The following is an 18244-nucleotide window of genomic DNA, read 5'->3' as shown; positions in this document are numbered from 1 at the left end:
CAGTTAGCCTCCCACGGTCCAGCGGGCGAAGATGCCCCAGAACCAGTCAAATTTTGCAGCAAAGGACACGAAGACCACCCAGGCCAGCGAGAACGGCAGGAACACTTTCCAGCCCAGGCGCATCAGCTGGTCGTAGCGGTAGCGCGGGGTGATCGCCTTTACCATCGCGAAGAGGAAGAAGAAGAACGCCATCTTGGCGACCATCCACAGCACGCCGTCCGGCAGGCCCGGGATCGGGCTGAGCCAGCCCCCGAAGAACAACAGCGAGGTGAGTGCGCACATCAGGAAGATGGCGATGTATTCACCGGCCATGAACAACAGGAACGGGGTCGAGGAGTATTCGACCTGGTAGCCCGCCACCAGTTCGGATTCCGCTTCCGGCAGGTCGAACGGCGGGCGGTTGGTTTCCGCCAGCGCCGAGATGAAGAACAGGAACACCATCGGGAAATGCGGGATCCAGTACCAGTTCAACAGCCCCAGGTCGCCATCCTGTGCACGCACGATGTCGCCGAAGTTCATGCTTCCGGTGGAGATTATGATGCCGATGATGATGAGGCCAAGGGAGACCTCGTAGGAGATCATCTGCGCCGCCGAGCGCAGGCTGCCGAGAAACGGATACTTCGAGTTCGACGCCCAGCCGCCCATGATGACGCCGTAGACCTCGAGCGAGGAGACCGCGAAGACATAGAGGATGGCGACGTTGATGTCCGAGAGCACCCAGCCGTCGTTGAACGGGATCACCGCCCAGGCGATCATCGCCAAGACGAAGCTGGTCATCGGTGCCAGGATGAACACGGTGCGGTCGGCGCCCGCGGGGATCACCACCTCTTTCACCACGTATTTCAGCGCATCCGCCACCGATTGCAGCAGGCCGAAGACGCCCACCACGTTCGGGCCCCGGCGCATCTGGACCGCGGCCCAGATCTTGCGGTCCCCGTAGACGAGGAACAGGAGCGAGATCATCACAAAGGCAACAACTGCCAGCACTTGCGCCAGGATCAGAACAGCGATGCCGCCTGGAGTGTTAAAGAAATCAGCCATAGGTCCTCACACCGTGGGTATTCCGTTCGCCGCGCAATCCGCCACCACGACCTCGGCGTCGATGGTGCGCAATCCGCGCGGCAAAGCGGGGGAGATCAGATAAACCGCATCGGCGGTCCGGCTGCCCCCTGCCTGTTTCATTGTCGTGCGCACGTGGCGCGCAAACCCGTAACCCCGGATCAGCGCATATTGCGCGGCGGCACATTCCGCATATTTGTCGAGATCCCCAGTGTCGCGCACATCGCGCATGGAGACATGAAATTGCACCAGATCGCCCTCAAGCAGGCTGGTCTCCACCCCTTCGTAGACCGGGGTGGGCCGCGCGCCGGTGCTGCCCGGCTCCATCGCGCAGGCGGCCAGCATCAGCACAGATATGAGGGCGAAACGGATCATTCGGCGGCCAGTTTCCCGGTCGTGCGGGCCTTGGCACCGGCGGACAGCTCGGCCATCAGCTGCGAGGCGCGCGCGATCGGGTTGGTCAGGTAGAAGTCGCGGATCGCGGGCAGGAAGTCGGCAGTGCCGAGCGTGTCCTGTGCCAGCGGGGCCCCTTCCTTCGCAGTCACCCGGTCGATCTTGGCCAAGTGCGGCACTGCCGCGACCAGAACCTGCCGCAGCTGCGCCAACGAGTCATAGGGCAGCTGTTTTCCGACCTCGGCGCTGAGCGCCCGCAGGATGGCCCAGTTTTCCTTGGCCTCGCCCGGTGCAAAGCCGGCACGCATCGCCAGCTGTGGACGGCCTTCGGTGTTCACGAACAGGCCGTTTTCCTCGGTATAGGCGGCGCCGGGCAGGATCACGTCGGCGCGATGCGCGCCACGGTCGCCATGGCTGCCCTGGTAGATCACGAAGGCACCCGGGTCGATCTCCACCTCATCGGCACCGAGGTTGTAGATCACCTCGGCTCCGTCGATGGCGGCGGCCATGCCGCCTTCGGTGACCGCACCGATGTCCATCGCGCCAACGCGGGAGGCGGCGGTGTGGAGCACCAGCAGTTTGGAATCGGTGTCGGCCGCGAGTTTCTGCGCGGCGGCCAGAACCGCCAGGCCGTCGGCTTCGCGCAGCGCGCCCTGCCCCACGATTACCACCGACGGCGCGTCCTTGACGGCGCCATGGTCCTTGTCGAGCAGGCTCGACAGGGCTGCCCGGTCGGTGCCGACATGTGCGTAGTCGTAGGTCAGATCGGCAGGCTGGCCGACCAGGCCGACCTGGGCGCCATTCAGCCACGCCTTGCGGATACGGGCGTTCAGCACCGGAGCCTCGTCACGCGGGTTGGTGCCGATCAGCTGGATGAACTTGGCGTTGTCGATGTCCTCGATGGTGGCGGTGCCGGCATAGCCCGCACGGTTGCCGATCGGAAGACGGGCGTTGTCGGTGCGGCATTCAACGTTGCCGCCAAGCCCCTCGATCAGCTGTTTCAGCGCAAAGGCCGCCTCGACCGGGGCCAGATCACCGATCAGCCCCGCAACCTTCTTGCCCTGCATGGCATTGGCCGCCGCGGACAGGGCTTCGGGCCATGTGGCGGGCTTCAACTTGCCGTCGACGCGCACATAGGGGCGGTCGAGACGCTGGCGGCGCAGGCCATCCCAGACAAAGCGGGTCTTGTCGCTGATCCACTCCTCGTTCACGCCGTCATGGTTGCGCGGCAGGATGCGCATCACTTCGCGGCCCTTGGTGTCGACCCGGATGTTCGACCCCAGCGCGTCCATCACGTCAATGGTTTCGGTCTTGGTCAGCTCCCAGGGCCGTGCGGTAAAGGCATAGGGCTTGGAGGTCAGCGCGCCCACCGGGCAGAGGTCGATGATGTTGCCCTGCAGGTTCGATTGCAGGGTCTGGTTCAGGTAGGAGGTGATCTCCGCATCCTCGCCGCGGCCGGTCTGGCCCATCTGGGTGATGCCAGCGACCTCGGTGGTGAAGCGCACGCAGCGGGTGCAGCTGATGCAGCGGGTCATGGTGGTGTCCACCAGAGGGCCGAGGTCCAGATCATCCACCGCCCGCTTGGGCTCCTTGAAGCGGCTGCCCGACAGGCCATAGGCCATCGCCTGGTCCTGCAGGTCGCATTCGCCGCCCTGGTCGCAGATCGGGCAGTCCAGCGGGTGGTTGATGAGCATGAATTCCATCACGCCTTCACGGGCCTTCTTGACCATGGGCGAGTTGGTTTTCACCTGCGGCGCCTGGCCTTCGGGCCCTGGGCGCAGGTCACGCACCTGCATTGCGCAGGAGGCCGCGGGCTTGGGCGGGCCGCCGACGACCTCGACGAGGCACATGCGGCAGTTGCCGGCAATCGACAGGCGCTCATGATAGCAGAAGCGCGGGATCTCGATGCCCGCCTCTTCGCAGGCCTGGATCAGGGTCATTGCCCCGTCCACCTCGATCTCGGTTCCGTCAATGTTGATCTTGCGGAGGTCAGACATGGTCTATTTCGCCCTCAGTAACACGCCGATCGCGCTGTTTTTCTCAATCTCCGCGCGGCCATAGGCGCAGAAAGTTTCCGGTTCGCCGTAGCTGACGCCGTTTTGCGCCAGCAGCCGCTCGCCCTTGGCCCGCATCCGCGCCTTTTCATCGTCGGATTCGATGTATTCGCGGATCTCGGCATCGCTGTAGCCCAGGGCATTCGCCCGCGACTTGAGACGGCGCAGCTCGCCCAGCCCCTTGAAGTAGCGAGGCGCGATGCTGTCGCAATGGTCCGCCACTTCCTTGGCGACGGCGACGGCGAACAGCGGGTCTTCGATTTCAGCGACATCACGCAGGGATGGCTTGGCCAAGGCTGCCACAGGCAACGCCAAGACCAGGGTCAGGGTGGCGGCCGTCAGGGTACGCAACATGGGTCTCTCCTTTGTAAAAGAGAGGCCACTGCGCCGCAGCACAGCTCTGCTATGCAATAGCAGACGCTGCTGATATGCCGCGCTCCTGCTCACGGGTTGCATGTTCCCTGGAAAATCGCATCACCACCGCTGAGCGTCAGAGGCGCGTTTTCGTCCGAGGGGTTCACGGCCCAGTCGATCCGCGAGGTGCCATAGTTTTCGATGCAGTAGCGTGTTCCGGCATGGGCAGCCGCCTGCCGCGCCCCGGTGATCGAACGTCCTGCGTCCTTGACCGTCACCGAGAACAGCGCGCGGTTCACCTTTTTGTCGACAGCCTTGGCGCTGGTCTTGAAAGGCACGCCGTCATACAGGGGGCGCTTGTTGCCGACGACGGCCTCGCATCCTGTCAGCGCCAGGACAGCCGCGATCACCAGCGGGGCCGCCACACGATATCGTTCATTCATACTCAAAACAGTGCCACCAATGCCAGAATTGCCAGGCCGAGCATCAAGGCCCAGCCCGTCACGTAAAAGATCGTTCTTGCCCCTGCCTGCGCGCGGCCGATGCCGCGGATGTGCACGATCACCATCAGAATGCGCGTCACCAGCACCAGTGACGCCAGCATGTTCACCCAGAACGGGGCCGCCCCGGCAAGAATCGCCAGCAGCGTCACGGTAAGGAAGATCGGCAGGGTTTCGCAGCCATTCAGATAGGCGCGGTTCAACCGGTAGGCCGGGTTCGCATAGTCCTCTGCCGGGGTGCCGCCCGGTGCCAGCCCGGCCTTCTGCTTGGCCAGCGCCGAGACCGGCGACAGCAGCAGCACAATGACGGCAAACCCCGCCAAAGCGACCAGAGCATGGGAATATGCGGCCAAAGCGTCCACTGGTGATTACTCCGCGGCCATCGCGCCCATGCGGCCCGACTTCTGCGCCTTGATGCGGTCCTCGATTTCCTCGCGGAAGTTGCGGATCAGGCCCTGGATCGGCCAGGCCGCCGCATCGCCGAGCGCGCAGATCGTGTGGCCTTCGACCTGCTTGGTCACATCCCACAGCATGTCGATCTCTTCCAGCTCTGCCTCGCCGCGCACCAGTCGCTCCATCACCCGCATCATCCAGCCGGTGCCTTCGCGGCACGGGGTGCACTGGCCGCAGCTTTCGTGCTTGTAGAACTTCGCAAGCCGCCAGATCGCCTTGATGATGTCGGTCTGCTTGTCCATCACGATGACCGCAGCGGTGCCGAGGCCCGAGCCCAGCTCGCCGCGCAGGTAGTCGAAGTCCATGATCGCATCGCGCATGTTCTCACCGCGCACGCAGGGCACGGAGGAGCCGCCGGGGATCACCGCCAGGAGGTTGTCCCAGCCGCCGCGGATGCCGCCGCAGTGCTTCTCGATCAGCTCCTCGAAGGAGATGCTCATCGCCTCTTCCACCACGCAGGGGGTGTTGACGTGACCGGAGATCGCAAACAGCTTGGTGCCCGCGTTGTTCTGCCGCCCGAAAGAGGCAAACCACTCTGCGCCGCGGCGCAGGATGGTCGGAACGACGGCAATGGATTCGACGTTGTTCACCGTGGTCGGGCAGCCATAGAGCCCCGCACCCGCCGGGAACGGCGGCTTCATCCGGGGCATGCCCTTCTTGCCTTCAAGGCTTTCGATCAGCGCGGTTTCCTCGCCGCAGATGTAGGCCCCTGCCCCGTGGTGCAGGAAGATGTCGAAATCCCAGCCCGAACCGGCCGCGTTGCGGCCCAGAAGGCCCTGATCATAGCATTCGTCGATCGCCGCCTGCAGCGCCTCGCGCTCGCGGATGTATTCGCCGCGCAGGTAGATGTAGCAGGTATGCGCGTTCATCGCGAAACTGGCGATCAGCGCGCCTTCGATCAGCGTATGCGGATCGTGGCGCATGATTTCCCGGTCCTTGCAGGTACCGGGCTCGGATTCATCGGCGTTGATTACCAGGTAGGCCGGGCGTCCGTCGCTTTCCTTGGGCATGAAGGACCATTTCAGACCCGTGGGGAAGCCCGCGCCGCCGCGGCCACGCAGACCGGAATCCTTCATCGTCTGGATGATCCAGTCGCGGCCCTTTTCGATGATGCCCGCGGTGCCGTCCCAATGGCCGCGCGCCTTGGCGCCAGCCAGCGTGCGCTCGTGCATGCCGTAAAGGTTGGTAAAGATCCGGTCCTGATCCTTCAGCATGGGTGCCTACCTTTGGTTGTCCCGGCGCATCCGCCAGAGTTGAAATATGTTGACCAGCGCATAGATCATGCCTGCCAGCGCGGCGAAGTCGAACAGCAGGGCATAGCGCCCCGGCAGTCCCAGCATGGGGCCGATGAACAGCGACAGCACAACCCACAGCGAAATGGTCCCGGCAATCACAAGCGCGATATGCCGACCCTTGGCCGCGATGGCGTGGTCCTGATCCTTGCTCATCTGTTCCCTATCACCCGGGCGCGGCCCCTGACGGAGCCGCCCCTGTTACTTGTCGTCGTCTTTGTAGATGCCTTCGTCCTTGGCGCGTTTGGCGAATGACGTCTCATCGCCCACGGCCAGGCGCTTGGCCTGTTCGATCCAGCCGTCCCGCTTGATCCGGCCCTTGAATTTGAGCCGCGCGTCGACCCAGGCGACCTCGGCGTCTGTCCATTCGGCGATCTGGTCGAAGTGGAAAAACCCAAGCTTGTTCAGGGTCTGCTCCAGCTTCGGGCCAACGCCCTTAAGCAGTTTCAAATCATCCGGCAGGCCACCGCGGGCCTCTTTCAGGGTCTCCGGCGCCTTTTCCTCAACCGCGGGCTGGGTCGTGGAGTCTTCCGTCACCTTGGCGGCGGCACCTTCCGGCGAAGACGGCTCGGCCGCAGCGGATTTGGCAACCTTTGCCTTCTTCTCGGGGGCGTCCTTGGCCGCCTGTTTCACGGCCGGAAGCACGGCTTCGGGCGCCTTCGGCGGCTGCCCCCCGGCTGCGCGCCCGGCTACCTTGCCATCCTTGCCGATCCAGGGCGTCAGCAGCGGCACCTCGTCACCCTGGATGCGCTTGACGCCATCCTTGATGTCCATCGCCAGCTGCACCGAAGCGTTGTACTGCGTCTTGCCGCTCTCATAGTCGCCAAGCGACGTCAGGCCGGTTTTTGGCTCTGCCGCGTAGCGGCCATTCTGCGGCCCCGGCGTGACGGTCTTGCCAGCCGCCAGATCGTCCAGCAGACGGGTAAAGCTTTCGGTGGTCAGGTCTTCGTAGTAGTCCTTGCCGATCTGCGCCATCGGCGCATTGGTGCAGGCACCAAGGCATTCGACCTCTTCCCAGGAAAACTTGCCGTCTGCCGACAGGGTGTGCGGCTTGGCGGCGATCTTCTCACGGCAGACCGCGATCAGATCCTCGGCGCCGCAGATCATGCAGGAGGTTGTGCCGCAGATCTGCACATGCGCGACCGACCCCGTGGGCTGCAGCTGGAACATGAAGTAGAAGGACGCAACCTCCAGCACCCGGATGTAGGCCATGCCCAGCATGTCGGCGACATATTCGATGGCCGGCTTGCTGACCCAGCCTTCCTGTTCCTGCGCGCGCCACAGCAGCGGAATGACCGCAGAGGCCTGACGCCCTTCGGGGTATTTGGTGATCTGCGCCTCGGCCCAGGCCTGGTTGGCCGGGGTGAAGGCAAAACTTTCGGGTTGTTCGGGATGCAGACGGCGAAGCATTAGCGGTCAATCTCTCCAAATACGACGTCCATGGTGCCGATGATGGCGGCGACGTCGGCCAGCTGGTGACCCTTGGCCACGTGGTCCATCGCCTGCAGATGCAGGAAGCCCGGCGCGCGCAGCTTGGCGCGGTACGGCTTGTTGGTCCCGTCCGCCACCAGGTAGACGCCGAACTCGCCCTTGGGCGCCTCGACCGCGGCATAGACCTCGCCCGCCGGCACATGGAAGCCTTCGGTGTAGAGCTTGAAATGGTGGATCAAGCTCTCCATCGACGTCTTCATGTCGCCGCGTTTGGGCGGCGTCAGCTTGCCACGCGCCAGCACGTCGCCGGTAGCTTCGCGCAGCTTGTGGATCGCTTGGCGGATGATCGACAGCGACTGGCGCATCTCCTCCATCCGGCACAGGTAACGGTCATAGCAATCGCCGTTCTTGCCAACCGGGATTTGGAAGTCGAATTCGTCATAACATTCATAGGGTTGCGCACGGCGCAGATCCCAGGCAAGGCCCGAGCCGCGCACCATGACACCCGAGAAGCCATATTGCTGAATGTCCTCTTCGGTGACCACGCCGATGTCGCAGTTACGCTGCTTGAAGATTCGATTCTCGGTCAGCAGGCCATCAATGTCGTCGAGCACGCGGGGGAATTCGATCGCCCATTCCTCGATGTCATCGATCAGCTCATCCGGCAGATCCTGGTGGACGCCACCGGGCCGGAAATAGGCCGCGTGCAGGCGCGCACCGCAAGCCCGCTCGTAGAAGATCATCAGCTTTTCGCGCTCTTCAAAGCCCCAAAGCGGCGGCGTCAGCGCGCCGACGTCCATGGCCTGGGTGGTCACGTTCAGCAGATGGTTCAGGATGCGGCCGATTTCGGAGTACAGCACCCGGATCAGCGACGCGCGACGCGGCACCTCGACGCCGGTGAGCTTTTCGATGGCGAGACACCAGGCGTGTTCCTGGTTCATCGGCGCCACGTAGTCGAGCCGGTCGAAATACGGCAGGTTCTGCAGGTAGGTGCGGCTCTCCATCAGCTTTTCGGTGCCGCGGTGCAACAGGCCGATGTGGGGGTCACAGCGCTCGACGATCTCGCCGTCGAGTTCCAGCACCAGACGCAGCACGCCGTGCGCCGCCGGGTGCTGCGGGCCGAAGTTGATGTTGAAGTTGCGGATCTTCTGCTCGCCGCTCAGCGCATCCACGCTGCCATCGTCGAACTTGGCCTCGAGGTTGGTCCCATCCATCATTTCGCGCCCTCCTTCTCGTCACCGGGCAGGATGTATTCGGCACCTTCCCAAGGGCTCATGAAATCGAACTGGCGGTATTCCTGCACCAGCTTGACCGGCTCGTAGACCACGCGCTTCTGCGCGTCATCATAGCGGACCTCGGTATAGCCGGTGGTCGGGAAGTCCTTGCGCAGCGGGTAGCCGCGGAAGCCATAGTCGGTCAGGATCCGGCGCAGGTCCGGGTGGCCCGTGAACAGAATGCCGAACATGTCGTAGACTTCACGCTCGAACCAGTTGGCCGAGGGGTGCACATCGGTGATCGACGGCAGCATCTCGTCCTCGCGCACGGCGGCACGCAGGCGGATGCGCTGGTTTCGGTACATCGACAGGAAGTGATAGACCACATCGAACCGCTTGGGCCGGTCGGGGTAGTCGACCGCCGTGATGTCGACCAGCGTCGAGAATTTGCAGTTCGGATCGTTCTTCAGGAACTCGACCAGCCCGGCGATGTTGGCTGGGGCCACGTCGATGTTCAATTCGTCAAAGGAGATATCCCAGGACACCACGCAATCGGGGCGTTTGGCTTCGATCTGGGCACCCAGCTCTTGCAGCGCTTGCGTCATTTGCTTGCCTCCCTGCCTCAGCGGACCAATGTGCCGGTGCGGCGGATCTTGCGTTGCAGCTGCATCAGCCCGTACAGCAGCGCCTCAGCGGTCGGCGGGCAGCCCGGAACGTAGACATCGACCGGGACGATACGGTCACAACCGCGCACCACCGAATAGCTGTAGTGGTAGTACCCGCCACCGTTGGCGCAGGACCCCATCGAGATCACGTAGCGCGGCTCGGGCATCTGGTCGTAGACCTTGCGCAGGGCCGGGGCCATCTTGTTGGTCAGGGTGCCCGCGACGATCATCACGTCCGACTGGCGCGGCGAGGCGCGCGGCGCGATACCGAACCGTTCGGCATCATAGCGCGGCATCGAGGTGTGCATCATCTCCACCGCGCAGCAGGCAAGACCAAAGGTCATCCAGTGCAGGGAACCGGTGCGTGCCCAGTTGATGATGTCTTCGGCAGAGGTCAGCAGGAACCCCTTGTCCTGCAGTTCCGCATTCAGCGCCTGGGTGACAACTTCCTTGTCCACGCCTGCGGTGTTTGCCCCGGTCATCACTGCCATTCCAGCGCTCCCTTCTTCCACTCATAGGCGAAGCCGATGGTCAGCACGCCCAGGAACACCATCATCGACCAGAAGCCAAGGTCGCTGATGTCCTTGAAACCGACGGCCCAGGGAAAGAGAAAGGCAATCTCCAGGTCGAAAATGATGAAGAGAATCGACACCAGGTAGAACCGGACATCGAATTTCATTCGGGCATCGTCAAAAGCGTTGAAACCGCATTCATAGGCGCTGACCTTTTCCGGGTCCGGATTTCGGACCGCCAGCACCACGGCTGCCAGGATAAGGACAATCCCCAAACCTGCCGCAACGCCCAGGAAGACCAGGATCGGCAGGTATTCCCTCAACATCTCTTCCAAGAGCAGCTCCTTTCCCCGGCGGTTTCCCGCGCGACGTCAATTGGCGTGTTGATTTGGATCGTGCATACTCCCCCACCCCCACAGCGTCAACTAAGGCGAGGTTAATCATGCAGGGTTTGTGACAGGAAAAAGCACCCCAGCGCCAAGTTTCTGATACCCTATCATTTTAATAGGAAATCGGTGACAGCCGTGGGCTGCCACCGAGTACTGAACAGATATGTCAGATACCTGTTTTCAGGCCTGCCAGCCGGGCTTGCGCTTGTCGAAAAAGGCGCTGATCCCCTCCTGCGCTTCCGCGCCTTCCCAGCGCTCGACCAGCGCCGCGATGGTGTGATCGATCACGGCATCGTCCAGGCGTGGCCCAAGGTCCCGGGCCAGTTTCTTGGCCGCAGCAACCGCCCCCGGCGCGCAGTTGAGATAGGGTGCGACCTCGGCCTCGACCGCCTCGGCCAGCTGGTCCGCAGGCACCGCCCTGGCCAGCAGACCCAGCTCGACGGCCTCCGCGGCGTCAAACAGCCGTGCCGACATGAACACCCGACGTGCGCGCGCCTCGCCCATGCGGGCAATCACGTAGGGGCCGATGGTGGCCGGGATCAGGCCCAGCTTGGTTTCGGTCAACCCCATCCTCAGGTGGTCCGCGCCGATCGCCACGTCGCAGACCGAGGCCATGCCGACGCCGCCACCAAAGGCATTGCCCTGAATCGCGCCGATCACCGGTTTGGGCAGCGTGTTGAGCGCCATCAGCATCTCGGCCAGCACGCGCGCCTCGCGGCCGCGGGTTTCGGCATCGGCATCCATCTGGGCGCGCATCCAGTTCAGATCACCCCCTGCGCAAAAGCTCTTGCCCGCGCCGGTCAGCACCACCACCCGCACCGTGTCATCCGCCGCCAGGCGGCCTGCCGCCAGGGTCAGTTCCTGCAGCATCTGACCGGACATGGCGTTGTGCTTGTCCGGACGGTTCAGGGTCAGGGTGCAGACGCCGCGCGCATCTGTTTCCAGGGTAATTGTCTCGAACATGCCGCTTCTCCTGTTTCGTTTCACTTGGGGTTGCGCATCGCGCGCGCCAGCTCCGCGGCCTCAGTCAAAACATCAGCGTCCAGCCCGGTCTCATAACCCAGCGCCAGCAGCCGTGCATGCACCGCCTCGGTCGCGACATTGCCCGCAGCCCCCGGCGCATAGGGGCAGCCGCCGAGCCCGCCCACCGCCGCATCGAACACCCGCACGCCCTGCGCCAGCGAGGCTTCGATATTGTCCAGCGCGCGGCCCGCAGTGTCATGGTAGTGGCCCGCCAGTTTACCTGCCGACACCTCTGCCGTGACCGCCTGCAGCATCGCGGTGATGCTTTCGGGCGTGCCCTGGCCAATGGTATCACCGAGCGAGACCTCGTAGCAGCCAAGCTCAAACAGCCGCGCCGCCACCTTGGCCACCTGGCCGGGCTGCACCGCGCCATCGTAGGGGCAGTCGGTCACGCAGGAGACATAGCCCCGCACCGGCAACCCGGTCTGTTTCGCCGCCTCGAGGATCGGCAGGAAGCGCGTGATGCTCTCCTCGATGCTGGCGTTGATATTGGCCTTGGAGAACCCTTCGGAGGCGGAGGCGAAAACCGCGATCTCGTCGGCCCGCGCCGCCACCGCGTCCTCGTAGCCGCGCATGTTCGGCGTCAGCGCCGCGTAGCGCACGCCGGGGGCGCGGGTGATGCCCGCCAGCACCTCCGCGCTGCCTGCCATCTGCGGCACCCATTTGGGCGAGACGAAACTGGCCACCTCAATCCGGCGAAAGCCCGCGCGGCTCAGACAATCCGTCAGCGCGACTTTCTCCGCTACCGGGATTTCGCGCTTCTCGTTCTGCAACCCATCGCGCGGACCGACCTCGAAAATCTCGACGTGCTCTGCCATGGAACGCCCCTCCCCCTTCATCTTTCCAAAAATACTCAAACCGCAACGGGGCGACAGGCGCGCCGCCCCGGACCGGGGTCAATCGCTCTCGTCTTGCAGCCGCACCAGCGCAGCGCCGGCCTCGACCTGGTCGCCCGCACCCGCAAGCACCTCCGCAACGACGCCGTCGCGCGGGGCCAGCAGGGAATGCTCCATCTTCATCGCCTCCAGCACCGCCAGGCGATCCCCCTCCTTCACCGGCTGCCCGGCTTCGGCGAACACCGCCTTCACCAGGCCCGGCATCGGGGCTTCGATCACGTTCAGATCCCCCCCGGCGGCCGCATCGCGATCAAGCGGGTCAATGACGGTGAACTCGAGGCCATAGGCGTCATGTACGGTGATCAAGCCAGCCGACCGCGACACCGCTGGCATGCGCTGCCCGCCGATGCGCCACTGGCCCTGGGAGCGTTCGGCCACGACCGTTTCACCCTCCACCGTCCACAGTTGTCGGTCCGGCCCGTCGACCTGCACATCAGCGGTAAAGCTTTCGCCCGCATGAGACAGTGTCACCGCCCGATGCAACGGTGCCCAGAGCGTGAACCCCGTCTCCGCCGCGGCGTCCACCAGGTCCAACGCCACCATCCCGGCCGCCGCCTTGTGACGCAGCTCGACCTCGGGCGCCGTGGTCAAGGCCTCCAGATCGCGGGCGATCAAGCCGGTATCCACCTCGCCCGCCGCGAACCCCTCATGACTGGCCAGCGCGCCAAGGAAGGCAAGGTTGGTGACGGTGCCACCGACCTGGGTGTCCTCCAGCGCGCGCGCCAGCCGCGACAACGCCACCTTTCGGGTGGAGCCGTGCACGATCACCTTGGAAATCATCGGATCGTACCAAGGGCTGATGGTATCCCCGGCCCGCACGCCACTGTCCGCCCGGCACTCGGCCGGAAACGACAGATGGGTCAGCGTGCCAGTTGCGGGCAGGAAGCCTGCGGGCACGTCCTCGGCATACAGCCGCGCCTCGAACGCATGGCCGGTGATCTTCAGATCCTCCTGCCGCGCGGGCAGGCTTTCGCCCGAAGCGACACGCAACTGCCATTCCACCAGGTCGACGCCGGTGATCAGCTCGGTCACCGGGTGTTCCACCTGCAGGCGGGTGTTCATTTCCATGAACCAGAAGCCATCGGGGCGCAGCCCTTCCGAGCCGTCAACGATGAACTCCACCGTGCCGGCCCCCTTGTAGCCGATGGCCTCGGCCGCGCGCACGCCGGCCTCGCCCATGGCGGCGCGCATCTCGTCCATCATGCCCGGCGCCGGGGCTTCCTCGATCACCTTCTGGTGGCGGCGCTGCAACGAGCAGTCACGCTCGAACAGATGTACCGCGTGGGTCCCATCGCCAAAGACCTGAACCTCGATGTGGCGGGGCTGCTGGATGTATTTCTCGATCAGCACATCCGGGTTGCCGAAGGCCGTGGTTGCCTCGCCTTGCGCGCTTTTGAGCGCATCGGCAAAGTCCTGCGCTTTCTCAACCAGCCGCATCCCCTTGCCGCCGCCGCCGGCCACGGCCTTGATCAGCACAGGGTAGCCGATCTGTTTGGCCTGCTCGGCGAGGAACTCCGGATCCTGATTGGCGCCGTGATACCCCGGCACAACCGGCACGCCGGCCTCTTCCATCAGCGCCTTGGCCGCATCCTTGAGCCCCATCTTGCGGATCGCATCCGCCGATGGCCCGATGAAGGTGAGGCCCGCGGCCTCCACGGCCTCGACGAAATCGGGGTTTTCCGACAGGAAACCATACCCGGGGTGAATCGCCTGAGCGCCTGTCTCCTGCGCTACCCGGATGATCACGTCCCCCTTCAGATAGCTGTCCGCCGGGGCCGGGCCGCCGATGTGCACCGCTTCATCCGCCAGCGAGACATGCTTGGACGCGGCATCCGCGTCGGAGTAGACGGCCACGGTCCGCACCCCCATGGCACGGGCGGTTTCCATCACGCGGCAGGCAATCTCTCCGCGATTGGCAATCAGGATTTTGTCAAACATGGGGTTGGTCCTTTGTCTGGAGCTCTGGACCGGGGGCGCTGCCCCCGGACCCCCGGAGTATTTTTCGAAAGATGAAAGCCCGGCGGCTTACATCCGGAAGACGCCGAACCTGGTGTCTTCGATCGGTGCATTGAGCGCCGCACTCAGCGAGAGCGCCAGCACCTCGCGGGATTTGCGCGGATCGATGATACCGTCGTCCCAGAGACGCGCCGAGGCGTAGAGCGGATGGCTCTGCTTTTCGAACATCTCGATGGTGGGGCGCTTGAACTCGGCTTCCTCCTCGGCGCTCCAGCTGCCGCCCTGGCGTTCGATGGCGTCACGCTTGACGGTGGCCAGCACGCCGGCCGCCTGCTCGCCGCCCATCACCGAGATGCGGGAGTTCGGCCAGGTCCACAGGAAGCGCGGCTGGTAGGCGCGGCCCGACATGCCGTAGTTGCCCGCGCCGAAGGAGCCGCCGACCAGCATGGTGATCTTGGGCACGTTGGTCGTTGCCACCGCCGTTACCATCTTGGCGCCGTGGCGGGCGATGCCCTCATTTTCGTACTTCCGGCCCACCATGAAGCCGGTGATGTTCTGCAGGAACACCAGCGGGATCTTGCGCTGGCTGCACAGCTCGACGAAATGCGCGCCTTTCTGGGCGGCTTCCGAGAACAGCACGCCGTTGTTGGCGATGATGCCGATCGGGCAGCCCTTGAGGTGGGCAAAGCCGGTCACCAGGGTTTCGCCGAAGCGGGGCTTGAACTCGTCGAAGCGGGAGCCGTCGACAAGCCGTGCGATCACCTCTCGGATGTCATAGGGCGTGCGCAGGTCCGCGGGCACCACGCCGAGGATCTCCTCGGGGTCGTAGGCCGGCTCCTCGGGGCTGGCCCAGTTCACGGTGAGCGGCTTGGTGATGTTCAGCGACTGGACCGCGCGCCGGGCGAGCGCCAGCGCGTGGGCGTCATCTTCGGCCAAGTAGTCGGCCACGCCCGAGAGCCGCGTGTGCACGTCGCCGCCGCCCAGGTCCTCGGCGCTCACCACCTCGCCCGTCGCGGCCTTCACCAGCGGCGGACCTGCGAGGAAGATGGTGCCCTGCTCCTTCACGATGATGGTGACATCCGACATCGCAGGCACATAGGCGCCGCCCGCGGTGCAGCTACCCATGACCACGGCAATCTGCGGGATGCCCTTGGCCGACATGCGGGCCTGATTGTAGAAGATGCGCCCGAAGTGGTCGCGGTCAGGGAAGACCTCGTCCTGCTGCGGCAGGTTGGCGCCGCCGGAGTCGACCAAGTAGATGCAGGGCAGGCGGTTTTCCTCGGCGATCTCCTGCGCGCGCAGGTGTTTCTTGACCGTCATCGGGAAATAGGTGCCGCCTTTCACGGTGGCGTCGTTGCAGACCACCATGACCTCCTGCCCGTGCACCCGGCCAATGCCCGCGATCACACCCGCGCAGGGGGCGGCGCCATCATACATGCCATGTGCCGCGGTGGCGCCGATCTCAAGAAAGGGCGAGCCCGGGTCCAGCAGGTTCGCCACCCGGCGGCGCGGCAGCATCTTGCCGCGGCTCTCGTGCCGGGCGCGGGATTTCTCGCCGCCGCCCATGCGCGCGGCCTCGGCCGCCTCGCTGATCTGCGCGAGCGCGTCCAGATGCGCCTCGCGGTTCTGCTTGAAGCCGTCCGAGGAGGGCATCGCCTTGGATGTGAGTTTCATGTCCACTCTCCCGTCATAGGGTTGAGATCTTTCGTTCCGGTTGGCGCAGCGAACGCCGAGTGTGCGACAGCCGGTTTCATTCCGCCGCCGCCCGCGCCTTCAGTTCCTTGCGGATCACCTTACCGGTCACGGTCATCGGCAGCGTATCAAGGAATTCGACCTCCCGCGGGTAGGAATAATGCGCGAGGCGGTCCTTGACGTAGTCCTGCAGGTCTTGCTCCGAGGCGGTGGCACCGTCCTTCAGCACCACGTAGGCCTTGACGATCTCGGTCCGTAAGCTGTCGGGCTTGCCGACCACGCCCACTGTCGCCACCGACGAGTGGGTCAGCAGGCAGTCCTCGATCTCGGCCGGGCCGATGCGGTAGCCGCCCGAGGTGATCACGTCATCCTCGCGACCGACAAAGCGCAGGTAGCCGTCCTCCCAGATGCCGCGGTCGCCGGTGACCAGCCAGTCGCCGCGGAACTTGGCGGCGGTCTCCTCGGGGCGGTTCCAGTATTCGATCATCATCGAGGCCGAGCCGCGCCGCACTGCCACGTCGCCTTCTTCTGTCGTCGGCTGGCCCGCTTCGTCGATCACCTCGACCACGTGGCCCGGCACCGGCTTGCCGATGCAGCCGGGGCGCACCGGGAAGTCGGCGCCGCAGGAGGACACCGTCATGTTGCATTCGGTCTGGCCGTAGAATTCGTTGATGGTCACGCCCAGCTGCCGCCGCCCCCAGGCCAGCATCTCGGCCCCGAGCGGCTCCCCGCCCGACGCGACGGACCGCAAACCGCTGAGCCCCTGCCCCGCCGCCTTCAGCATGCGGAGCGCGGTGGGTGGGAAAAAGATATTGCGCACCCCTGCCCGTTCGATCAGCTCCGCGCAGGCCTCCGGGGTAAACTTGTCCAACCGCGCGGAAACCACCGGCACACCCAGCGCGAGACCCGGCATCAGGACATCGAACAAGCCACCGATCCAGGCCCAGTCCGCCGGGGTCCACAGCACATCACCCGGCTGCCCCAGGTGGTCATGGCTGATGGCGACGCCCGGCAGGTGTCCGGTCAGCATCCGGTGGCCGTGCAGCGCCCCCTTGGGGCTGCCGGTGGTGCCAGACGTGTAGATCAACATCGCCGGGGTCTCGGGCGTGGTGTCGGCAAAGGGCACCGGCGCACCGTCCAGGCCAACTTCGGCCGCCATCACCGGCTCTGCCAAGGTGCCCAGCAATTCGGCCCCCTCGCCATCTGTCAGCACGAGGCGCGCGCCTGCGTCGCCCACCCGCGATGCCAGCGCGTCGTGCTTGAACAGCTTGAACAGCGGCACCGAGATCCCGCCGATCTTCCAGATCGCCAGATGGGCGGCGGCGCACCAGGGCGACTGGCTGAGCAATACGCCCACCCGGTCGCCGGGTTGAATACGGGTCAGCAGGTAACGCGCGATCCCATCGACCATCAGGGCGAGCACGCCATGGGAGATATCGCGCCGTTCACCGCCGGTCATGTCGATCAGCGCCAGCGCCTCCGCAGGGTGCGACAGGCATTGCGCCGCCATGTTCAACCCTGGCGGCAGATCCCAGTCGCCATCCCTTGTCAGTCCCGGAACATGCGGTCGGTCATTCATCATGATGCATTCCTGAAACGCATGGCAGCCATGCGATATTTCTCAAACTTTTCAACGCTCAAACGGGCAGCCTTTTGATCCAGATCAGAGCCGCGCGGCGACGGGGCGCCTAACACGCGGCGACAACTGAAAGAAAAGGGACACACCCCATGAAACAACTGGTTTCCGCTTTGGCCTTGACCTCCGCCCTGACCGCCATGGCCGCGCCGGGTCTGGCGCAACAACGGGGGGATTGGACCGTTGGCGTCGGTATTGCCAATGTCAACCCCAAGTCGGGCAACGGAACGCTGGCGGGCGCGGCAGCGGACATTGATGACGGCACGGCGCTGTCTCTGACCGTGGAATACTTCTTTCGCGACAACTGGGGGGTCGAGTTGCTCGCGGCCAGCCCGTTCGAGCATGACGTCAAACTGAACGGCGCCTTTGCCGCCTCGGCGCGGCAGCTGCCGCCGACCCTGTCGGTGAACTACCACTTCCCGACCGCGGGCAAAGTGAAGCCGTTCCTCGGGCTTGGCCTCAACTACACCACCTTCTTCGAGGAGGAGACAGCGCTCGGCAATCTGAAGCTGGACGACAGCTTCGGGATCGCGGTAAACGCCGGCGCCGACTACCAGATCACGGAGCGCGGCGCGCTGCGGTTCAACGTCCGCTGGATGGACATTGACACGGACGCAACGCTTAACGGGGCCGCCATCGGCACCGCGGAAATCGATCCGGTCGTGGTGAACCTCGCTTACGTGCACCGTTTCTAATCCCCCCTTAGTCTGCGTGCGAGGGTCCGG

At 64.7% G+C, this 18244-nt stretch carries 19 protein-coding genes; 1 reads left to right on the top strand and 18 read right to left on the bottom strand.

Going from position 1 to position 18244, the window contains the following annotated elements; genetic code table 11:
- Positions 1-3: 3 nt before the first annotated feature.
- The 18 genes from nuoH to ACZ52D_RS13090 all read right to left on the bottom strand — a co-directional run bounded on the left by nuoH (position 4) and on the right by ACZ52D_RS13090 (position 17462).
- Positions 4-1041, bottom strand: coding sequence for an NADH-quinone oxidoreductase subunit NuoH (nuoH, locus tag ACZ52D_RS13175; protein WP_222453581.1), 1038 nt, complete (start codon positions 1039-1041; stop codon positions 4-6).
- A gap of 6 nt (positions 1042-1047) precedes the next feature.
- On the bottom strand, positions 1048-1434 hold the full coding sequence (locus ACZ52D_RS13170; protein ID WP_222453582.1) for a hypothetical protein: 387 nt from the start codon (positions 1432-1434) through the stop codon (positions 1048-1050).
- Entirely contained in the window at positions 1431-3449 is a 2019-nt protein-coding gene (gene nuoG / locus ACZ52D_RS13165; protein ID WP_464441593.1) for an NADH-quinone oxidoreductase subunit NuoG, read from the bottom strand. Before nuoG ends, ACZ52D_RS13170 begins: the two co-directional genes overlap by 4 nt.
- A gap of 3 nt (positions 3450-3452) precedes the next feature.
- The gene (locus ACZ52D_RS13160; RefSeq protein ID WP_369926531.1) at positions 3453-3860 is read right to left on the bottom strand and encodes a DUF5333 domain-containing protein; all 408 of its coding nucleotides are present in this window, start codon (positions 3858-3860) and stop codon (positions 3453-3455) included.
- An 89-nt stretch (positions 3861-3949) separates the two neighbouring features.
- Positions 3950-4303, bottom strand: coding sequence for a hypothetical protein (locus ACZ52D_RS13155; RefSeq protein WP_417472516.1), 354 nt, complete (start codon positions 4301-4303; stop codon positions 3950-3952).
- Positions 4304-4305: 2 nt separating this feature from the next.
- Positions 4306-4722, bottom strand: coding sequence for an MAPEG family protein (locus tag ACZ52D_RS13150; RefSeq protein WP_222453586.1), 417 nt, complete (start codon positions 4720-4722; stop codon positions 4306-4308).
- Between the two features lie 6 nt (positions 4723-4728).
- Positions 4729-6027: an NADH-quinone oxidoreductase subunit NuoF gene (gene nuoF, locus ACZ52D_RS13145; protein ID WP_222453587.1), complete on the bottom strand. Its 1299-nt coding sequence runs from the start codon at positions 6025-6027 to the stop codon at positions 4729-4731.
- A gap of 6 nt (positions 6028-6033) precedes the next feature.
- Positions 6034-6261, bottom strand: coding sequence for a DUF5337 domain-containing protein (locus ACZ52D_RS13140; RefSeq protein WP_222453588.1), 228 nt, complete (start codon positions 6259-6261; stop codon positions 6034-6036).
- Between the two features lie 45 nt (positions 6262-6306).
- Positions 6307-7515, bottom strand: a complete 1209-nt coding sequence (locus ACZ52D_RS13135; protein WP_464441592.1) for an NADH-quinone oxidoreductase subunit E — start codon at positions 7513-7515, stop codon at positions 6307-6309.
- Positions 7515-8753 (bottom strand): NADH-quinone oxidoreductase subunit D, encoded by a 1239-nt coding sequence (locus tag ACZ52D_RS13130; RefSeq protein WP_222453590.1) that lies wholly within the window; start codon positions 8751-8753, stop codon positions 7515-7517. The genes ACZ52D_RS13135 and ACZ52D_RS13130 overlap by 1 nt, the downstream gene beginning before the upstream one ends.
- Complete coding sequence (locus ACZ52D_RS13125) at positions 8750-9355, bottom strand: NADH-quinone oxidoreductase subunit C (protein WP_222453591.1); 606 nt, start codon at positions 9353-9355, stop codon at positions 8750-8752. Before ACZ52D_RS13125 ends, ACZ52D_RS13130 begins: the two co-directional genes overlap by 4 nt.
- 17 nt (positions 9356-9372) lie before the next feature.
- On the bottom strand, positions 9373-9906 hold the full coding sequence (locus ACZ52D_RS13120) for a NuoB/complex I 20 kDa subunit family protein (RefSeq protein WP_039125929.1): 534 nt from the start codon (positions 9904-9906) through the stop codon (positions 9373-9375).
- Positions 9897-10262, bottom strand: coding sequence for an NADH-quinone oxidoreductase subunit A (locus ACZ52D_RS13115; protein WP_222453592.1), 366 nt, complete (start codon positions 10260-10262; stop codon positions 9897-9899). Before ACZ52D_RS13115 ends, ACZ52D_RS13120 begins: the two co-directional genes overlap by 10 nt.
- A 234-nt stretch (positions 10263-10496) precedes the next feature.
- Positions 10497-11279 (bottom strand): crotonase/enoyl-CoA hydratase family protein, encoded by a 783-nt coding sequence (locus ACZ52D_RS13110; RefSeq protein WP_222453593.1) that lies wholly within the window; start codon positions 11277-11279, stop codon positions 10497-10499.
- A 20-nt stretch (positions 11280-11299) separates the two neighbouring features.
- Positions 11300-12157 (bottom strand): hydroxymethylglutaryl-CoA lyase, encoded by an 858-nt coding sequence (locus ACZ52D_RS13105; RefSeq protein WP_464441591.1) that lies wholly within the window; start codon positions 12155-12157, stop codon positions 11300-11302.
- A gap of 78 nt (positions 12158-12235) precedes the next feature.
- Positions 12236-14173, bottom strand: coding sequence for an ATP-binding protein (locus ACZ52D_RS13100; protein ID WP_464441590.1), 1938 nt, complete (start codon positions 14171-14173; stop codon positions 12236-12238).
- 87 nt (positions 14174-14260) lie between these two features.
- Positions 14261-15865 carry a carboxyl transferase domain-containing protein gene (locus ACZ52D_RS13095; RefSeq protein WP_464441589.1) on the bottom strand — a complete coding sequence of 535 codons (1605 nt, stop codon included), beginning with the start codon at positions 15863-15865 and terminating at the stop codon, positions 14261-14263.
- 76 nt (positions 15866-15941) lie between these two features.
- A complete protein-coding gene (locus tag ACZ52D_RS13090) occupies positions 15942-17462 on the bottom strand; it encodes an AMP-binding protein (RefSeq protein WP_464443138.1) in 1521 nt (506 codons plus the stop codon).
- Positions 17463-17611: 149 nt separating this feature from the next.
- Here ACZ52D_RS13090 and ACZ52D_RS13085 point away from each other — a divergent pair, with 149 nt between their 5' ends.
- Positions 17612-18214: an OmpW/AlkL family protein gene (locus ACZ52D_RS13085; RefSeq protein WP_417472528.1), complete on the top strand. Its 603-nt coding sequence runs from the start codon at positions 17612-17614 to the stop codon at positions 18212-18214.
- Positions 18215-18244: the final 30 nt, after the last annotated feature.

It is taken from the genome of Leisingera sp. S2M4, assembly GCF_055398055.1.
Note: the sequence above shows the minus strand (reverse complement) of the source record. Positions and strands in the feature narration are given on the sequence as shown.